Origin of the sequence: uncultured Gemella sp., from assembly GCF_963525165.1 — a bacterium.
Taxonomy (GTDB): Bacteria; Bacillota; Bacilli; order Staphylococcales; family Gemellaceae; genus Gemella.
In genome coordinates, this window is sequence record NZ_CAURJN010000026.1 from 1 (window position 1) to 18563 (window position 18563).

12 protein-coding genes are annotated in these 18563 nt (G+C 32.4%); 2 read left to right on the forward strand and 10 right to left on the reverse strand.

The window, feature by feature from the left end:
* Positions 1-23 precede the first annotated feature (23 nt).
* Positions 24-1349 (forward strand): FAD-containing oxidoreductase, encoded by a 1326-nt coding sequence (locus tag RWQ74_RS06205; protein WP_314397403.1) that lies wholly within the window; start codon positions 24-26, stop codon positions 1347-1349.
* A 505-nt stretch (positions 1350-1854) separates the two neighbouring features.
* Here the strand turns inward: RWQ74_RS06205 and RWQ74_RS06210 are convergent.
* Entirely contained in the window at positions 1855-3111 is a 1257-nt protein-coding gene (locus RWQ74_RS06210; protein ID WP_314397404.1) for a hypothetical protein, read from the reverse strand.
* A 590-nt stretch (positions 3112-3701) separates the two neighbouring features.
* On the opposite strand from RWQ74_RS06210, the gene RWQ74_RS06215 reads away from it, so the two are divergent.
* On the forward strand, positions 3702-4901 hold the full coding sequence (locus RWQ74_RS06215) for a dicarboxylate/amino acid:cation symporter (RefSeq protein WP_314397406.1): 1200 nt from the start codon (positions 3702-3704) through the stop codon (positions 4899-4901).
* 380 nt (positions 4902-5281) lie between these two features.
* Here the strand turns inward: RWQ74_RS06215 and RWQ74_RS06220 are convergent, their stop codons facing one another.
* The 9 genes from RWQ74_RS06220 to RWQ74_RS06260 form a co-directional block, all read right to left on the reverse strand.
* Entirely contained in the window at positions 5282-6346 is a 1065-nt protein-coding gene (locus RWQ74_RS06220; RefSeq protein WP_314397407.1) for an endonuclease, read from the reverse strand.
* Positions 6347-6438: 92 nt separating this feature from the next.
* Positions 6439-7332 (reverse strand): DMT family transporter, encoded by an 894-nt coding sequence (locus RWQ74_RS06225; protein WP_314397409.1) that lies wholly within the window; start codon positions 7330-7332, stop codon positions 6439-6441.
* 386 nt (positions 7333-7718) lie between these two features.
* On the reverse strand, positions 7719-9524 hold the full coding sequence (locus tag RWQ74_RS06230) for an ABC transporter substrate-binding protein (RefSeq protein ID WP_314397410.1): 1806 nt from the start codon (positions 9522-9524) through the stop codon (positions 7719-7721).
* A 365-nt stretch (positions 9525-9889) separates the two neighbouring features.
* Positions 9890-11701 carry an ABC transporter substrate-binding protein gene (locus RWQ74_RS06235; protein ID WP_314397411.1) on the reverse strand — a complete coding sequence of 604 codons (1812 nt, stop codon included), beginning with the start codon at positions 11699-11701 and terminating at the stop codon, positions 9890-9892.
* A 541-nt stretch (positions 11702-12242) separates the two neighbouring features.
* Positions 12243-14045, reverse strand: coding sequence for an ABC transporter substrate-binding protein (locus tag RWQ74_RS06240; protein ID WP_314397412.1), 1803 nt, complete (start codon positions 14043-14045; stop codon positions 12243-12245).
* 360 nt (positions 14046-14405) lie between these two features.
* Positions 14406-15311: an ABC transporter permease gene (locus RWQ74_RS06245; RefSeq protein WP_314397413.1), complete on the reverse strand. Its 906-nt coding sequence runs from the start codon at positions 15309-15311 to the stop codon at positions 14406-14408.
* A gap of 14 nt (positions 15312-15325) precedes the next feature.
* Complete coding sequence (gene opp4B, locus RWQ74_RS06250; protein WP_314397414.1) at positions 15326-16291, reverse strand: oligopeptide ABC transporter permease; 966 nt, start codon at positions 16289-16291, stop codon at positions 15326-15328.
* Positions 16291-17223, reverse strand: coding sequence for an ATP-binding cassette domain-containing protein (locus RWQ74_RS06255; RefSeq protein WP_314397415.1), 933 nt, complete (start codon positions 17221-17223; stop codon positions 16291-16293). Before RWQ74_RS06255 ends, opp4B begins: the two co-directional genes overlap by 1 nt.
* On the reverse strand, positions 17216-18220 hold the full coding sequence (locus RWQ74_RS06260) for an ABC transporter ATP-binding protein (protein ID WP_314397416.1): 1005 nt from the start codon (positions 18218-18220) through the stop codon (positions 17216-17218). Before RWQ74_RS06260 ends, RWQ74_RS06255 begins: the two co-directional genes overlap by 8 nt.
* Positions 18221-18563: the final 343 nt, after the last annotated feature.

Sequence of the window (18563 nt, forward strand, 5' to 3'; positions counted from 1 at the left end):
TAAAGTAAAAGAGGAATCAAATTATGGTTAAATATGATTTATTAGTAGTAGGATTCGGTAAAGCCGGAAAAACTTTAGCAGCAACATTTGCTAAAGAAGGAAAAAAAGTAGCAGTAGTTGAAGAAAGCAGTGCAATGTACGGTGGTACTTGTATCAATATCGGATGTATCCCAACTAAAACTTTAATCGTAGCTGCTGACAACAAAAAAGACTTCTCAGAAGCTAAAGCTACAAGAGATGCTGTTGTATCTAAACTTAACGCCAAAAACTTTGCTATGTTAGACAGTAGTCCAAACATTGATGTTTACACAGCTCACGCTAAATTCGTTTCTAACAAAGTAGTAGAAATCTCTGCTAACGGAGAAACTAAACAACTTGAAGGTGAAATCGTAGTAATTAACACTGGAGCTAAAAACAATGTATTACCAATTCCAGGATTAACAACTTCTAAAAATGTTTACGATAGCACTGAATTCCAACAATTAGAAAAAGCTCCTAAAACTCTAGGAATTATCGGTGGAGGTAACATCGGATTAGAATTCGCTAACCTATACACTCGTCTTGGAGTTAAAGTTACAGTTATCGACTTCGCTCCTGGAATTTTAGGAAGAGAAGATAAAGATATTGCTGAACTTGCTCAAGGATACTTAGAAGAAGCAGGAATTGAGTTTAAACTAGGAACTGCAACAAAAGAAATCCGCAATAACGGAGAACTTGTAATTGTTGATACAGAAAAATATGGTCCACTAGAATTCGAAGCAGTATTACACGCAACTGGACGTCGTGCTAACACTGAAGGATTAGGATTAGAAAACACTGATATCGAATTACGTCCAAACGGAACAATCGTAGTTGACGAATTCTGTCAAACAGCTGTAGAAAATGTATTCGCAGTTGGTGATGTTAACGGTGGATTACAATTCACTTACGTATCATTAGATGACTTCAGAGTAGTTAACGGATACTTACACGGTAACAAAGAATACACAACTGCTGACCGTAAAAACGTACCTTACTCAACATTCATCTCTCCAGCATTATCTCACGTTGGATTACACAAAGAAGAGGCTGAAGCAGCTTACCCTAACGTTGCAGTAGCATCATTACCAGTAGCTAACATGCCAAGAGGTGCTGTTAACCAAGATCCACGTGGATTATTCCGTATAACTGTAGACAAAGATACTAACTTAATTCTTGGGGCTACTTTATTCGGTAAAAACTCAGAAGAAATTATCAACTTAATTAAAATGGCAATTGATAACAAAATTCCTTACACTTACATCAGAGATCAAATCTTCACTCACCCAACAATGGCTGAGAACTTAAATGATGTATTCAAATTAATCTAATAACTGCAAAAAGCTTAAAATCTCAATAATAATTTGAGGTTTTAAGCTTTTTTTATTCATTTTCAATTTGGGAGTGGCTCAAAAATCGTGATTTGGAAGAAATCGATTTTGTCGAGTCACCCCCGCACAGTTTATTAGATATCTAAAAAGCTTTTAAAAAGCAAATTTAGATATTTTCGGAGCCTATTGCTTAATTGAATTAGATTTTTAACTAATTTAACTAGGTTCGTATTACTTTAATCGATCTTTTTAGAATAATATCCCCTAAGAAGACCCTTACTGTTTTCATTAAAATCACATTACTAGGATAAATAAAATGTACATTTTCATTTTTAATTTTTTTGACATATTAAAATTGACATTTGTACAACAAGCTGCTACCTAGATTCTATTTTCTACACATCCTGAATTTTACAAAAAATCCAAAAATACTGTCTAGATTTATAATACTATTTCTTACTACTCAAAACTCGTAAAATCATTCAGAGAGCATGAGCAGTTCAAATTAATAGTTCGCTCCTCTTTCAATTTTTTCTACATAATAAATTGATTTTCTATTACCACCAGAATATTGTTTATTATTGAGTCTAAGAGTAACCGAACCTACAATTCCCTTTTCTTGATTCACAGGAGTATTCCCAATTACAGGTATTATTATTCTATCTCCATCTATTTTCCAAGAAGATTTATCAGATAGTTTATTTGCCCAATAGCTTCCATGTTGTCCAATAGTAAAGATTATTATATCATCCCCTTTAAAATAACGAATACTTCCTCCATCATTACGTTCATACTTATAACTACTAGAATTTCCTTTTTCAATTCTATAAACATTAGAAGCAGTTAACAAATCTAATGCTTCATCCATAGTATAAGTTCTCTCCTTAAGTGCATTAACTATATCAAGATAATCGGCAGTTGATATAGAATAGACACGATCGCTACTAGGTAGTTTTCTCCTTCTTTGTTCTGTAACCATCTCTAAATATAATGGATTTCCAAATTGCCCTACACTATTACCACCAATAACTACTGCTTCAGCTAAACCTGCTGCAGCTTCATAATTATGATTAGTCGGCATATTTTTCTCTTTTTCTGATTTGGAATTATCATAAGTCACGCTTTCTACATAATAATACGATCTTTTTTTACCATCTTTATAATTTTTATTATTAAGACGTAGAGTTATTTCTCCAATTTTACTCTCAATATTATTCTCCTTTTCTATTGGATCTAATATACTGATTCTAACCTTATCCCCCTCTATTCTCCACTTATCTTTAGATTCTGTTTTAATATTATTTGCACTTGTTCCCTGAAAATTAACTACTAATTTCTTATCTTTATTATAATATTTTACAATATCATTTTTAGTATTGTTCAAATCTAGTTGATTATTAGTTTCTTTAAAATTTTCATCTTCTCTAAGCAACTTTAGTACCTCATCTTCTGAATATGTTCCCGGTAAATATTCATTAAATAAATCTACTACATCACTTATATCTACAGCAAAGCCATTACTTAATTTAATATCACTATCCTCTTTTCCAATAGTAATTAAATTTAATGTTGCCGGTTTAATAAGACTAGTTTCATTCCCTCTAGCATAAATTTTATAATTAAGATTTTTTTCAACTTCGTCTAAATTATGATTTATTCCTCTTGTTTGATTCGTTAAACTATCCTCAATATTACCATTTTTTGTTTGACATCCAGTTAAAATAAGAGCTGTACTAAATATAGTTATTAATATCTTTTTCATTTTTATATCCACCTAAAATAAATTTTTCATATATTATAATAATTTTCATTTTAAAACTCACAATACTCCTAAGTGTTGGAAATCCTATCAATCCTACATCTTAAATGATTTAAACATCAATATTTCACAAAGAATTTTTTATGTAAATATTATAACATAAATTTATATTTGTGGTAAGTAGTAACAATTTGATTCTTAAATACAAAAATCTTTTACCCTAATTTCGACTTACTAAATCTGTTGCTACCTTCCTCAAATACAAGTATATACTGGAAAAAATTTTGAATTTCGATACTCCTTCCTTATTTAAATATTATATGTCAAAATAACACCTTTCTTTTTCTATTTTCACTTAGCACACAGAAGAGATATTGAATTTATGGAATCCCTAAGGGTATTACTTCTATACTAATAATGATAAAATAAAAATATACAACATAGTATTTAAACTGGAATTTACTTTGGGAATTTACAATTTTCAAATAATTCGAAAAATATGCTTCATCCCCTTTACAAACAAGCATTTTTCTTGTATAATGTACACATGTCTTTTTAAAAAATACAATAAAATGAAAAAAGGAGATTGAACAATGAGTTTATATAAAAGAATTCCATTAATAGCAAAACTTATTATCGCTGTAACATTAGGGATAGTTTTAGGAAGTACTCTACCAACGTCAATTATTAGAGTTTTCGTAACATTCTCATCTATTTTCAGCTCATTCTTAGGATTTACAATTCCTCTTATTATCGTAGGATTTATCGTACCAGGTATCAGCCAAGTGTCAAACAACGCTGGTAAATTACTTGGATTATCAACAGGGGTTGCTTATATTTCTACAATTATCGCAGGAACATTCGCATTCCTATCAGCTCAAGCAGTATTACCAAGTATACTAGCTAACGCTACATTACAATCATTCAAAAATCCAGAAGATTTATTACTAAAACCTTTCATCGAGTTTAAAATGGCTCCGATTTTTGATGTTACTACAGCGCTTATTATCTCATTCATCTTAGGAATCGGGATTTCAGCAACTCAATCAGAAGGACTTAAACAAGGATTCGCAGATTTTGGAGAAATTATTGAAAAATTACTTGCTACAGTAATTATTCCACTCCTTCCATTCTACATCTTAGGTGTATTCATGAACATCACAGCTTCTGGTGAAGTATTCAAGATTTTAAAAATCTTCGCTATGGTATTCGTAATTATCATTATTATGCACGTAATAATCATTATTATCCAATACTTCGTAGCTGGAACAGTTAACGGTAGAAATCCATTCAAGATGCTTGTAAACATCTTACCTGCATACATGACAGCAATCGGTACTCAATCATCAGCTGCTACTATTCCAGTAACACTGAAAAGTACTAAAAAAATGGGTGTTGATAAAAATATCGCAAACTTCACTATTCCATTATTTGCGACTATCCACTTATCAGGAAGTACAATTACATTAACTACATGTGCATCTGCAGTATTCTGGTTACAAAACGGTGCTGCATTCCCATCAGCTGCAGTAATGATTAAATTCATCTTATTACTCGGAGTAACAATGGTAGCTGCTCCTGGTGTTCCTGGTGGAGGAGTTATGGCAGCTCTTGGATTATTACAATCAGTTCTTGGTTTCAACGAAATCATGTTATCTCTAATGATCGCATTATACATCACTCAAGATAGCTTTGGAACTGCATGTAACATTTCTGGAGATGGAGCTTTATCAGCAATCGTTGATAAACTAAACAAAGTCTTCTTCAAAAAAGACGCAGAACAAAATGTATAAAAAAAAACAATCCCACAAACATAAGTTTGTGGGATTTTTCATATTCAAATAATTAGAGACGTATCGCTCCTCAATCAAAAAAACAAGTATCGATAAAATTTAGAAATAACTATATATTCATCTGTTCTTTATAATTTCAAAGATCCTTTTAACTTTATAATATAATAATTTTCACCTACTGTTTATAGTAGCTGCAGTAAAACTATAAGTTTTACTTAGAAAATCAAAGACTATAGGCTTTGATTTTAGCCGGAAAGTCCTTTTGCATTGCAAAAGAATTGGAGGCGTCTAAAGCTACATTAAAACAGTAGGTTTTAGAATTTAACCCCTATCAAAAAAAGCGACTCTTTGAACTTAATCTCCAAGCCACTTCTTTTATTCTATTTTAATTTATATCTTAGTTTTACCGGGTTATGATCACTATATCTATACTCTTGATTTAATGTCTCTACTTCTAGCACTTCGATATTATCACTAGCAATATATCCATCGATAATAAAGCCATAAGTACCTTCACTATCTTTCACGTAAGGCTTATTGTTAAGTCTCGCAGAATTTTTACTTTCATCATACACTAAGTTAAATCCTGCAGGTAACATACTCTTATCTAGGTTCTCAGCACGCCATAATTCTTTTGGAACAATATTAATTTCATCTTGTGTTAAAGTTTTTAACGACTGATTAAAATCTGCCCCAACAAGGACATAATTACCTTTCTTATACTCATAATCGATAAATTCAAGAAGTTGTTTCATCTGAGCTTTTTTTCCAGAATTACCTTTATCATAAGCATCCAAGTGAGCATTTATCAATACTAGGTGTTTATCACTATTTTCTACTTTTGTATAAATAACAGAGAATCCTCGTTTTAAATTAGCAAGTCTTTCTGGGAATGTAAATGGAATCGCCATTTGGAATCTTCTTGCATTCTCCACATTGAAACTAGTCGTAGTATAGATACCACTTTTTACTTTCCCTAACGGAGGTACTGGATAAGGTACATATCTAACCTTGAAATTATATGCTAAAATACTATTTAAGCCAAGTATTTCATCGAATTTAGTAACCTGATTTATATTATAACTACGTTTTGAATCTTCATCTATTTCTTGAATAAAATTAACATTAGCTTTTTCATTTTTAACAATCTCTGTAATGTTTTTTAGGTTTTCTTCAACATGAGCTTTATCAAGTGGTAGAACCATCTTTCCACCATCCATGAAGAAGTCTTCATCTTTATCAAGACCAGCATAGCCTATGTTCCAGTTAAGAGCTGTGTACTCTGTTCCTACCTTAGCACTTTCTGAAGTACCTTGTTTAGTTACCTTTAAGCTCTCAACTCCATTAGGACTATATTCTGTAGCCCATAAATATCCAACTAATCCTGCAAACCCTAAAATCCCCATAAGCACTAACCCTAATACTATCTTTAATATTTTTTTCATCTTTAACCTCATAAAAAATAGAAGAAGCAAGGAAATCTATTTATAAATCATGATTTTCAAGCTGCCCTCCATTAAATTTCATTTTAAATTATTTAATTACTCTTTTTATCACGTAGTTGTGAAACTATAATACCTACAAAGACGATAAGCATACCTATTCCTTCTCTTAGCCCTATATGCTCACCAAGAATAAGCACTCCACCTATCGCAGCTACAACAGACTCTAAACTTAATATTAACGACGCTGTATGCGGTGGAACATCTTTTTGTCCTACAATCTGCAAAGTATACCCTACTCCACTAGAAAGTACCCCTATAGCAAGTAACGGCCAGATAACGCTCATTATGTCCGCAAAGACGATTGTCTCCTTGAAAATAGCTAGTACTAAACTTAATACAGATACAACGACTAATTGAACGATAGATAAGAACATTGAATTAACTCTAACAGCTGAATAATCAATAACAATTATATGAATCCCGAATAGAACTGCACTGATTAAGACGATAATATCCCCCATCTCTAAAGCAAATTCTTCTTTTACCGATAAGAAATAAAAACCAATTACTGATAAAATTAATCCTATAATAAAGAATTTATTAAGCTTATTACCTAAGAATACCCCGATAAATGGTACTATACAAATGTATAACACCGTAATAAATCCAGCTTTCCCTGCTGTTGTCATCCCAATACCTATTTGCGAAATATACATTGCAAAAAATAATACTATTCCACAGATACCACCAAGTATCCAACTCTTACTTTTTGTTATTGGCTCTGCCAAAATTTTAGGATCCTGACTTCTATACAAACTTGGAATCAGAAGTGCTACAGCACCAAGAAATACTACTGCGATTATTGATCTTATACCTACAACTGTAAGAGGTCCTAGAACCTTACTCGCAATATTTTGCCAGATAAAAGCTAATCCCCAAATAATTGTAACAATTATTAACAATAACTCTGAAATAAATTTTCTCATTAATACACCTTTCCTATAAATTTTTATGAATTTTAAAATTCTAAAAGTATTCACTATCATAGTAATAAATACAATACACTTTTATAATTTTATACGTTATTTACAAAAAATTCAACTGTTAGATACTATATATAATAGGGAGTGACTCAAAAATCGTGATTTCGTAGAAATCGATTTTATCGAGTCACCCCCGCACAGTTTATTAGATATCTAAAAACCTTTTCTAAAGCGAATTTAGATATCAATAAACCACTGCGTCTATGAACTCTCATATACACTTTGTTAAAATTTAGGTCTTTTGGGTCAGTCCCATTTCCTAGGAAATACTAACATCCTAAAAAAAGACATAGACAACCTAAGTTATCTATGTCGCATTTTAATTTTTATTATTTAGCACCTTCGTTAGCTGTTAACTCAATGTCATAAAGTTTAAATTGATTTTTCTTAACTTTGTCTAAGTCGTAAGCTTTAACACGTTTGTTGAAGAATGTGATACTTGTATCCCAGCTTAATGGGAAGAATGGTAATTCTTCAGCTACTTCTGTGTCAAATTTATTGTAAGCTGCTTTTAATTTAGCTTCGTCGAACATATCTGCTGATCCTTGAGCTTTGAAGCTGTTTTCGAATGCTTCAGTAGTGTAGCGGTATAAGTTTAATGGAGCTTTTTTACCTAGTAACTCTTGACGGTTAGGGTTTGTTCCAAATTGCCATGCAGCTTGGAAGATGTCGATTGATGGATCATCTGCTTGTACACGTTGAGAGAAGTCTTTTGGAGACATAAGTTTTCCATCTACTAATTTAACATCTAATCCTACTTCTTTCCAAGATTTAACGAATACGTCAGCTAATGCTTGGTCATATTCAGCACCTGTGTTACGGATTGCGAAGTTGAATGAAAGTTTATTTCCGTTTTTGTCTTCACGTAGTCCGTCACCATCTTTATCTTTATATCCTGCATCATCTAATAATTTTTTAGCTTTTTCTACATCTTTTTTAGCTGCAGTCGCATTTTCGTTTACTAATTTACCTACAGCTGCCGGGTACATACCAGATCCAGTTGGAGTGAAACGTAATCCTTTGAAGATTTTTTCATTGATTTGGTCACGGTCAACTGCATATAGGAATGCTTGACGTAAGTTTTTGTCAGCTAATTTAGAGTTAGGATCAACTACGTTTTCTCCCTTAGCTTTGTCGAATTTACCTAGTTTAAATCCAACATATGACATGTAACGAGAAGCTTCTCCTAAGAATGTTCCGTTCTTGATATCTTTAGCTCCTTCGTAAACACTTGGAGTAACGCTATCGATATAGTCAACTTCTCCATTTTTGATTACTTGGCTTGCTTGAGCTGGAGCTACTGTTTTGAACTCGATTTTTTTAAGTTTCATCTTATCTTTATTGTAGTAGTGAGGGTTTTGTTCTGCAAGAACACTTTCTCCATTTACTACTTTAGTGATGTAGTAAGGACCATATGATAATGGTTTTTTGTTTAAGTCTGCTTCAGCAAATTTAGCGAAGTCTTTAGAAGCTTCTTCAACTTGTTTAGCGTTTAAAAAGTCAGTAACTAAACCTTGACCCCATAGTAATGCTGGACGTACTTCTGTGTACTTAAGTACTACTGTTTTGTCATCTTTAACTTGAAGACCTGAGATAGTTTTTGCTTTTCCAGCATGGTATTCTTTCATACCTTCGATTAATTCAAATGATTCGTTGTAACGAGTGTTTGTAGTGAATTTAGGGTTACCCATAAGTTCGTATGTAGCTACGATATCTTTTGATGTGAATGCTTCACCGTTACTCCATTTAGCACCGTCGTGGATAGTTAATGTAACTTCTTTTTTCTCACGATCTAAGTGGAATTTAACCGCTGCATCAGCATCATCTTGGACAACACGTCCCTCTTCATCAGCAGGGAATGTTCCACCCATAACTGCTTGGTTTACGTATTGATCTTCTGCTTTATCAGAGAATACTGGGTTCCAAAGACCTGTTAATGGTTGAGCTGATAAGATACCATATTTTAATGTAGCACCATCTACAGCTGACCCACCGTTATCAAAACTTGTTTTAAATTCTACTTTTGCTTTAGGAGCGTTTTTGCTTCCAGAATTACTTGATGTTGAACATCCAGCTAAAATTACTGAAAGAGCCATCGCTGAACTAAATACTTTAAGAAACTTATTCTTTTTCATTTTATTTCCTCCATGTTATATAAAAACTTATTTTCAATTATTTATGAAATAATTTTAACATCATTTCAAAAATAAGTCAAGTGAATTTTCAGAAAATAATATAAAAATAACAAAATTCTTTTTTGAAATTTCTGTTCGTTTCTTTAAAAACATAAATTTAATATCAATAAACTATCTTGTAAATTATTATTTATAAAACGCACATATCTTTTACTTTACTTACATATCAAGGATATTCAGTATCCATAAACTAATTATTCTTTTCAAAATTTTGTTAAATTGACATATTTATTTTCTTATATAAAGAAGGACTACTCAAGTTGTTTCTTGAGTAATCCTTTTAAACTTAATATAAATTTTTTAAATTATCCTTTAGCACTATCTTTATTAGTAAGCTCTAATGCATATAGTTTTTGTTCACCATAAGCGTATTTTTTAACATCGAAGTTTTTGATACGTTTATTTACCCATGTGATATCTGTACTCCAGCTAAATGGTAACCAAGCAGCTTCTTCCGCGAAGTCTTTATCGAATTTCTTGTATGCTTCTTTTCGCTTAACATCATCTAACATTTCTTTAGAGTTGATTGTTTCTAAGTCTTTCCTAAGCATATCACTCATATATCTTTGATAGTTAACTTTAGCTTTATCACTTAGTAAACGAGCTGGGTTAGGGTTAGTACCTAAGCTCCACGCCCCTTGAAATAAATCGATAGATGGATCGTCACTCGTTACACGTTGTGTCCAATCTTTTGATGACATTAGTTTTCCATCAGCTAGTTTTACATCTAACCCTACTTCTTTCCATGATTTAATGAATGCATCAGCAAGAGTTTGGTCATAGTCTTGACCTGTATTACGGATAGCAAAGTTAAATGTTAATTTTTTACCATCTTTATCCTCTCTTAATCCATCTCCGTCAACGTCTTTAAGCCCCGCTTCATCAAGAAGTTTTTTTGCTTTTTCTACATCTTTTTTGTATTTGAATCCATCTTTATCATAATAATCTTCTGAACGTGTCGGATAAATACCTGAGTTTGTAGGTGTAAAACGAAGTCCTTTGTAGATTTTTTCATTTAATTGATCCCAGTCTATCGCATAACCGAATGCCTGACGCACACGTTTATCCGCTGCTTTCGCATTAGGATTTACTTTAACTTCATTTTTCTCTTTATCCCATGTCCCTAGCTTAAATCCTACATATGAAATATAGAAATCTGGTTGTCCTAGTAATGTTCCATTTGAGTAATCTTTTACCGCACTCCATACATTCGGAGTTACTTGTGACATATAGTCAATTTCACCATTTTTAATTACAGAGCTTGCCTGAGCTGGTGCAACTACTTTGAATTGGATTTCTTTTACTTTTACATCATCTTTTTTGTAGTAGTATGGATTTTGTTTAGCAAGTACACTCTCTCCATTTACTACTTTATCTAAGTAGTATGGACCGTAAGATAATGGTTTTGTATTTAATTCCGCTTCTACAAATTTGCTGAAGTCTTTTGATGCTGCAGCTACTTGATCTTTATTAAGGAATGTTGTTATGAAGCCACTTCCCCAAAGAAGAGCTGGTTTTACATCTTTATATTGAATAACTACTGTTTTATCATCTTTTTTAGTAATACCTGAGATCTTTTCAGCCTTACCTTCATGATAGTCTTTTAATCCTTCTATTGTTTCAAATTCGCTCTTATAACGAATATTATCTTTATACTTAGGATTAGCCATAAGTTCGTATGTTGCGATAATATCATCAGCAACTACATCTTGATTGTTACTCCATTTTAAATCTTTACGGATAGTAAGTGTTACTTGTTTTTTATCCTTATCTAAATGAAACTTAACCGGTGCGTCTTCATCATCTTCTTTTAGTTTATATGAATGATCAAAAGCGAATGTGTGTGCCATAGTATCTTCCATTACTGCATTGTCTGTTGCTTGCAGGTGAAATACTGGGTTAAACATGCCTGTTAATGGATCAGCACTTAAGATACCAACTTTTATCACAGAATCACTTACTGCACTTCCACCGTTATCAATAGATGTTTTAAATTCTACCGCTGGTTTCCCATCTTTTGATGATTTTGATGATGTTGATGATGTTGAACATCCTGCAAGAATGATTGATAGTGTCATTGCTGAACTGAATACTTTTAAAAATTTATTTTTCTTCATTTTTTCCTCCAATATAACTCTAGTTTGTTGATAATTAAAAATAACAAAATTTAAGACGAAGTATCCTTGCTACATTAAAGCATGATACTTCGCCTTAAATCTATGTAAAATTGTAGCTCTACATATTTTGTTAAGAATATGAATATGACTTAAAAATCATAATTTCAGAAAGATTGATTTTATAAAGCCATTCCATCAAAGTTTAATAATATCTAAAAAACTTTTTAAAAGTAAATTTAGATATTACTAAACTCCTGCGTCTATGAGTTCTCATATAAACTTTTTTAAAATTTAATATTTTGGGTTATCCCCTCGTTAATTAATTCTCTATTTAAAAAGTTATATCTATTTTTTAATTAATATTTCTATAATATAAACTGTATATTTATATTTTCAAAGATGAGAGGGCTTCAATTAAAATATTCTATAAAATTCTAATTTTCCATCCCTCTCAAAATTAATTGAAAATAAAATGAAATATAAGTTTATTAGGGGGAGTTTCAACTAAGTACCCTTAGTCAAATCTCATTCCTAAACTAAATTAATTTTTTGCTGGTGCATCAGTAGTTAACTCTAAACCGTAAACTTTTTGTTCACCAGTTTTTATTTTTGCTAGATCGAATGATTTAACACGTTTGTTAACCCATGTCATTTGTTGTTGCCAGCTGAATGGTAACCAAGCAGCTTCTTCTCTGAATTGTTTATCAAATTTTTGATATGCTTCTTTAAGTTTAGCATCATCAAACATGTCGCTACTTCCCATAGCATCTAATGATTTTTGTAGTTCTTCAGTTGTGTAACGTTGTAAGTTAAGTGGTGAAGTTTTTCCTACTAATCCACTTGGGTTAGGGTCACTTCCTAATCCCCATGCTCCTTGGAAGATATCGATTCCTGGATCATCTGCTTGAGTACGTTGTGACCAGTCTTTAGGTGCCATAAGTTTACCATCTACAAGTTTAACATCTAATCCTACTTCTTTCCAAGACTTAATGAATGTATCAGCTAATGTTTGGTCAAAGTCCTGCCCTACATTACGGATAGCGAAGTTAAATGTAAGTTTTTTACCGTTTTTATCTTCTCTTAATCCATCTCCATCTGTATCTTTAAGCCCTGCTTCATCTAAAAGTTTTTTAGCTTTTTCTACGTTCTTAGTATATTTTTCCCCATCTTTGTTGTAGAACATTTTAACGATTGGTGGATAGAATCCTGATCCTGTTGGTGTGAAACGTAATCCTTTGTAGATTTTCTCGTTGATTTGATCCCAGTCTACTGCATAACCGAATGCTTGACGAACACGTTTGTCAGCAGCTTTAGCATTTGGATTTACTTCTACTTCACCTTTTTCTTTGTTGAACTTACCTAGTTTGAATCCTACATAAGAGATATAGTAATCAGATTCTCCTAAGATTGTTCCGTTTTTCGCATCTTTAGTTCCATCCCAGATACCTGTAGTTAAGTTGTCCATTAAGTCTACATCACCATTTTTAAGAACTGCACTTGCTTGAGCTGGTGATACAGTTTTGAATTGGATTTCTGGAATTTTTACATCAGCTTTTTTGTAGAAATGAGGGTTAGCTTTTGCTAATACACTTTCCCCGTTTACTACTTTATCTAAGTAATATGGTCCATAAGATAATGGTTTTTTATTTAATTCAGCTTCAGCAAATTTAGTGAAATCTTTTGACGCAGCTTCTACTTGAGCTTTGTTTAAAAATTCTCCGATGAATCCATTACCCCATAATAATGCTGGCTTAATTTCTGTATACTTAAGTACTACTGTTTTGTCGTCTTTTTTAACTACACCCGAGATGTTTTTAGCTTTTCCTTCGTGGTAGTCTTTCATACCTTCGATTACTTCGTATTCATCACTATAACGAACGTTTTCAGTATATTTAGGATTCCCCATAAGTTCGTAAGTTGCAACGATATCGTCTGCTTTAACATCTTCTCCGTTGCTCCATTTAAGATCTTTGTGAATAGTTAATGTAACTTCTTTTTTCTCACGATCTACGTGGAACATAACTGGTGCTTCTTTATCATCTTGTTTTAGACGGTTTGCATCATCAGTTGGGAACGCTCCTGCCATTGTATACTTCATTACATCGTTATCAGTTGATTGTAAATAAAACACTGGGTTAAACATCCCTGTTAGTGGGTCTGCAGAAGTGATACCAATTTTTAATTGTTTACCACTAAGTGCATTTCCACCATTGTCTACAGCCGTCTTGAACTCAACAGCAGCTTTGCTTCCTTTAGAATTGTTACTTGCGCTTGAGCATCCTGCAAGTAACATTGTGAGAGCCATAGCTGAACTAACTACCTTTAACATTTTTTTCTTTTCCATTATCTTATCCTCCATGCTGTATTGTATACAGCCTTTCTTTAAAATATTTATTTTTAGCAATTATAACAAAAAATCTTATACTAGTCAAGTAATTGTCAGAAAATTTTACAATGTTTTTTTAATTTTCACTGAAATAAGATTTTATATTTACCAGCAATCTAAATCTAACACTTAAAATTTCTGTAGCAATACATGGGATTTAAGTTTATTTTACAATGATAATCAATATTCTTATTTTTAAACTTATTTATTTAGTATCTTTTAAATTATAATTCTATAACAGTGGAATTGGATATTATTTGTAATAATATTTTATAAATAATAAAGGTCATGTAGAAAATCTCTACATGACCTTTAAAATTATAATCTTTGTCTAGCATCTAAACTACGTCTTAATGCTCCACCGATAGAGTTAATACATAGTACGATAATTAAGATTGCAAGTGCTGCTGGTAACCAAATGTACATTTTGTTAATAAGTACGTCTGCATCTTTTGCATAAGATAACATAGTACCGATACTTGGTGTTCCCGCTGGAAGACCGAATCCAAGGTATGTTAAACCTACCTCGATACCCATATTAGCCGCTAATGATAGCGTAGCTTCTACGATAATGATAGAACTAATGTTAGGTAAGATTCCTTGTAACATGATTTTCCAATCAGGTGTTCCCATTGTTTTTGAAGCAAGTACATAATCACGACGTGATTCCGATAAAGCTTTACTACGTACTAAACGAGTAGAACTCATCCATGCGAATGCTGATAAGATCAAGATAAACAGTACTAGACCATAGTCACGTTTAATACTTACGAATACGATAATTACCATCAGTGTTGGGATAATTACCATAAAGTCTACTAAACGCATCACAACATTATCAACACGTCCTCCGTAATAGGCAATAACTAATCCTACTGCAGTACCAAAACCAATTGTAATTGCCGTTACCGCTACTGCGATAAGAATTGAGTTAAGCATTCCCATCATTAGCCATCCAAAAACTGAGTGACCACCTACATCTGTTCCCAGTAAGAATCCATCTTCACCAGGTTTTAAGAAAATATTTAATAAATCTACATCAAAGTAAGTACTATATACACCACTTACACGAATATAAATATTAAAAAGTACTACAAACACTAAAATTGCACTTAATGTAACCAGGGCTGTAAGCGCCCCTTTGTCTTTTTTAAACTCACGAGCTACAACTGAAAACCCAGAAGGAGTTTTAGTTATAACTTTTTCTTCTTTTGCTTTTGTCATTGTTCAACTTCCTCCTAGTCCAATTTAATACGTGGGTCTACAATCGCCATGATAATATCACTTAATGTACTACCAAGCAGTGTTAAGAATCCAGAGAATAACATTAATGTTGTGACAACACTATAGTCTCTATCTTGAATACTTTGATAGAATAATTGTCCCATTCCTGGGTAACCGAAGATTGTTTCTACGAAGATACCACCACTGAATAATCCAGTAATAGAGAATCCGAAGAATGCTGCGATTGGTAAAATAGAGTTTCTGAAGATGTGTCCTGAGTAAACTTTTTTAACTGGTACACCTTTAGAACGAGCTGTTTTTACATAGTCACTTTGCTTCGCATCGATAACTTCATTACGTAAATATTGAACAGTTGATACTGTTGATAATAACGCTAAACAGATACCTGGTAAAACTAAATGTTGCAGTTTATTGATATAGTATGAGAATGTTCCTGGATCAAGGTTTACATCTACTGATCCACTTGTTGGGAACCATCCTAAACCAAAACCGAATAATGCGATCATGAATAAGTATAATACGAATGATGGAATCGCCAAGAAGAAGAAGTTATAAAAGTTTACGAATTTATCGAATTTAGAACCGTTATAACGTCCAGCATACATCCCCATAGGAATAGCGATTGCATACATGATTACCGCCGTAAATAATGACAGGTTAAATGTATTAAAAATTCTTTCTCCAAGAAGTGTTCCTACTGACTTACCAGTAGTATAACTTAACCCGAAATCTCCATGAATAAAATTATTTAACCAATATAGGTATTGTTGGTACCAAGGCTCATAGAATCCACTCGCTTGACGAATAGCTTCAATTTGCTCTTGAGAGATTTTTGGATTTTCTGCTAAACCACTGAATGGGTCCCCAGGCATAAGTTTAGCTAGACCAAACACTAGTACACTAAGGACGAATAACTGTGGTATCATTACTAAAAAACGTTTTAAAACTACTTTCCACATTACACTTCTCCTCCTTTCATTGCTACATAGTGTGTTTCTGTTAATTTCTTAAGTGGATATACTCTTCCATCTTTATCAAAATAGTCATTATAATGTTTTTGATATTCTTCTTCTACAGCTTGTCTTATTTCTTTTACTTCTTTAGCTTTATCTAAGTTAGTACTTGGAATAGCCGCAATAAGACGTTTTGTATAAATGTGTTGTGGATTATTATAAATATCTTCACGTGTTCCACGCTCTACGATACGACCACGATACATGATATAAATGTAGTCACACATGTGTTTAACAACCCCAAGGTCGTGAGAAATGAATAAATAACTTATATTAAAGTCTTTTTGAATTTTCTTCATGAAGTTTAGAACCTGCGCTTGAACCGAAAGGTCAAGAGCTGATACTGGTTCGTCAGCTACAATTAGACGAGGATTACATGCAATCGCACGCGCAACCCCAATACGTTGACGTTGTCCACCCGAAAACTCAAATGGATATTTATACATTGCTTCTTCACCCATACCAACGATGTTTAGAAGTTCTAACACACGTTTTTTAGTATCTTCTTCAGATAAGTTATCAAAGTTACTAATTGGCTCTGCTATAATATCTATAATACGTTTCTTAGGATTTAAACTAGACATTGCATCTTGGAAAATCATTTGAACATCGCGATTATATTTAATCTTCTTACGAGCTGCTTTTTTAGTAACATCTTCTTCTTTATAAATAATTTGTCCATCTGTCGCTTTTTCTAAACCTAGAACTACTTTACCAACAGTAGTCTTTCCACTACCACTTTCTCCAATTAGTCCATAAGTTTTTCCAGCTTCTATTTCAAGATCAACACCATCTACTGCATAAACATGATCTTTAATTGTATTGAAAAATCCACCACGAATAGGATAATGTACTTTTAGATTTTCAACTTTAAGCATTGTTTTCCTCCCCTTCAAATTCAAAGTTTTTATAACATGTGCAACGTACATGGTGCCCTTCTTCTACTTCATGTAGAGTCGGATTATGTTCGTGATGTTCATCTTTAACCCAAGGAATACGATCAGCAAAACGACATCCTTGTCTATCTAAAGTTTTTAAAGATGGAACCATCCCTTGAATAACGTAAAGATCATCACTAGCATCTTCATCATCAAGTTGAGGAATACTACGTAATAAACTACGTGTGTAAGGGTGCTGAGGATTTTTAAAGATTTGTTCCGCAGTTCCAATCTCTACCACCTCACCAGCATATAATACAGCAACTCTATCAGCCATCTCAGCAACTACCCCAAGGTCGTGCGTAATTAGGATAATCCCAGCGTGCATTTCTTCTTGAAGTCCTTTAACAAGGTCTAAGATTTGCGCCTGGATTGTAACATCTAAAGCTGTTGTTGGTTCATCTGCGATAAGAACACTTGGTTTACAACTCATCGCCATCGCTATCATTACACGTTGACGCATACCACCAGATAATTCGTGTGGGTATTGTTTTGCACAACGCTCAGGATTTGGAATACCAACTTGTGTTAATAACTCGATAACGCGTTTTTGTCTTTCTTCTGCACTTAATTCAGTATGATAAATTAGAGCCTCTTCAATTTGTTTCCCAATTCTGTGTAGTGGGTTTAATGAAGAAAGCGGATCTTGGAATATCATCCCAATATCTTTTGTTCTAATTTTATTCATTTCATCTTCTGTTAGATCTAACAAATTCTTTCCATTGAAAATAATTTCTCCAGTAGACTTCGTTAAATTCTCATTATGAAGACGCATTATTGTTGTCGCTAATGTCGACTTACCGCAACCACTTTCTCCAACAATAGCCAAAACTTCGTTTTTATAAAGGTCTAAACTAACTTTATCAACAGCGTTAAAATAATCATCTTTGATTCTAAATGCTGTCTCTAGATTTTTAATCTCTAATAGTTTTTCCATTCGCCTATCTCCTTCCAATAACTTTCATCAATAAATTAATACAATTTTAAACTTTATTTCATTTATTTTCTTTTTTATCTTATTTTATTATAAATCATAACTTATTTTGTTATCTGTAACTTTTTTCATTAATCATAACTTTTTAAAAAACTACATAATACTATATTATAAAATTTTTAGAAAAAAAGCAATAAAAAAATAAAAATTTGGCACTAAAAAACTAGAATTTTCTGAATATTTACAGAAAAGCCTCTCATTTTCATATGAAAATTACTCAATATAACAACTCATTTTATATAGTAGAAAATAATAAGATCAACTTCTAAAGATAATTCTTTGAGGG

Excerpts from the sequence above, each read along its gene's own strand:
- RWQ74_RS06255 (WP_314397415.1), bottom strand. The coding sequence starts at position 17,223 with ATGCTTAAAGTTGAAAATCTAAAAGTACATTATCCTATTCGTGGTGGA.
- RWQ74_RS06210 (WP_314397404.1), bottom strand. The coding sequence starts at position 3,111 with ATGAAAAAGATATTAATAACTATATTTAGTACAGCTCTTATTTTAACT.
- RWQ74_RS06230 (WP_314397410.1), bottom strand. The coding sequence starts at position 9,524 with ATGAAAAAGAATAAGTTTCTTAAAGTATTTAGTTCAGCGATGGCTCTT.
- RWQ74_RS06215 (WP_314397406.1), top strand. The coding sequence starts at position 3,702 with ATGAGTTTATATAAAAGAATTCCATTAATAGCAAAACTTATTATCGCT.
- RWQ74_RS06225 (WP_314397409.1), bottom strand. The coding sequence starts at position 7,332 with ATGAGAAAATTTATTTCAGAGTTATTGTTAATAATTGTTACAATTATT.
- RWQ74_RS06245 (WP_314397413.1), bottom strand. The coding sequence starts at position 15,311 with ATGACAAAAGCAAAAGAAGAAAAAGTTATAACTAAAACTCCTTCTGGG.
- RWQ74_RS06240 (WP_314397412.1), bottom strand. The coding sequence starts at position 14,045 with ATGGAAAAGAAAAAAATGTTAAAGGTAGTTAGTTCAGCTATGGCTCTC.
- RWQ74_RS06235 (WP_314397411.1), bottom strand. The coding sequence starts at position 11,701 with ATGAAGAAAAATAAATTTTTAAAAGTATTCAGTTCAGCAATGACACTA.
- opp4B (WP_314397414.1), bottom strand. The coding sequence starts at position 16,291 with ATGTGGAAAGTAGTTTTAAAACGTTTTTTAGTAATGATACCACAGTTA.
- RWQ74_RS06220 (WP_314397407.1), bottom strand. The coding sequence starts at position 6,346 with ATGAAAAAAATATTAAAGATAGTATTAGGGTTAGTGCTTATGGGGATT.
- RWQ74_RS06260 (WP_314397416.1), bottom strand. The coding sequence starts at position 18,220 with ATGGAAAAACTATTAGAGATTAAAAATCTAGAGACAGCATTTAGAATC.
- RWQ74_RS06205 (WP_314397403.1), top strand. The coding sequence starts at position 24 with ATGGTTAAATATGATTTATTAGTAGTAGGATTCGGTAAAGCCGGAAAA.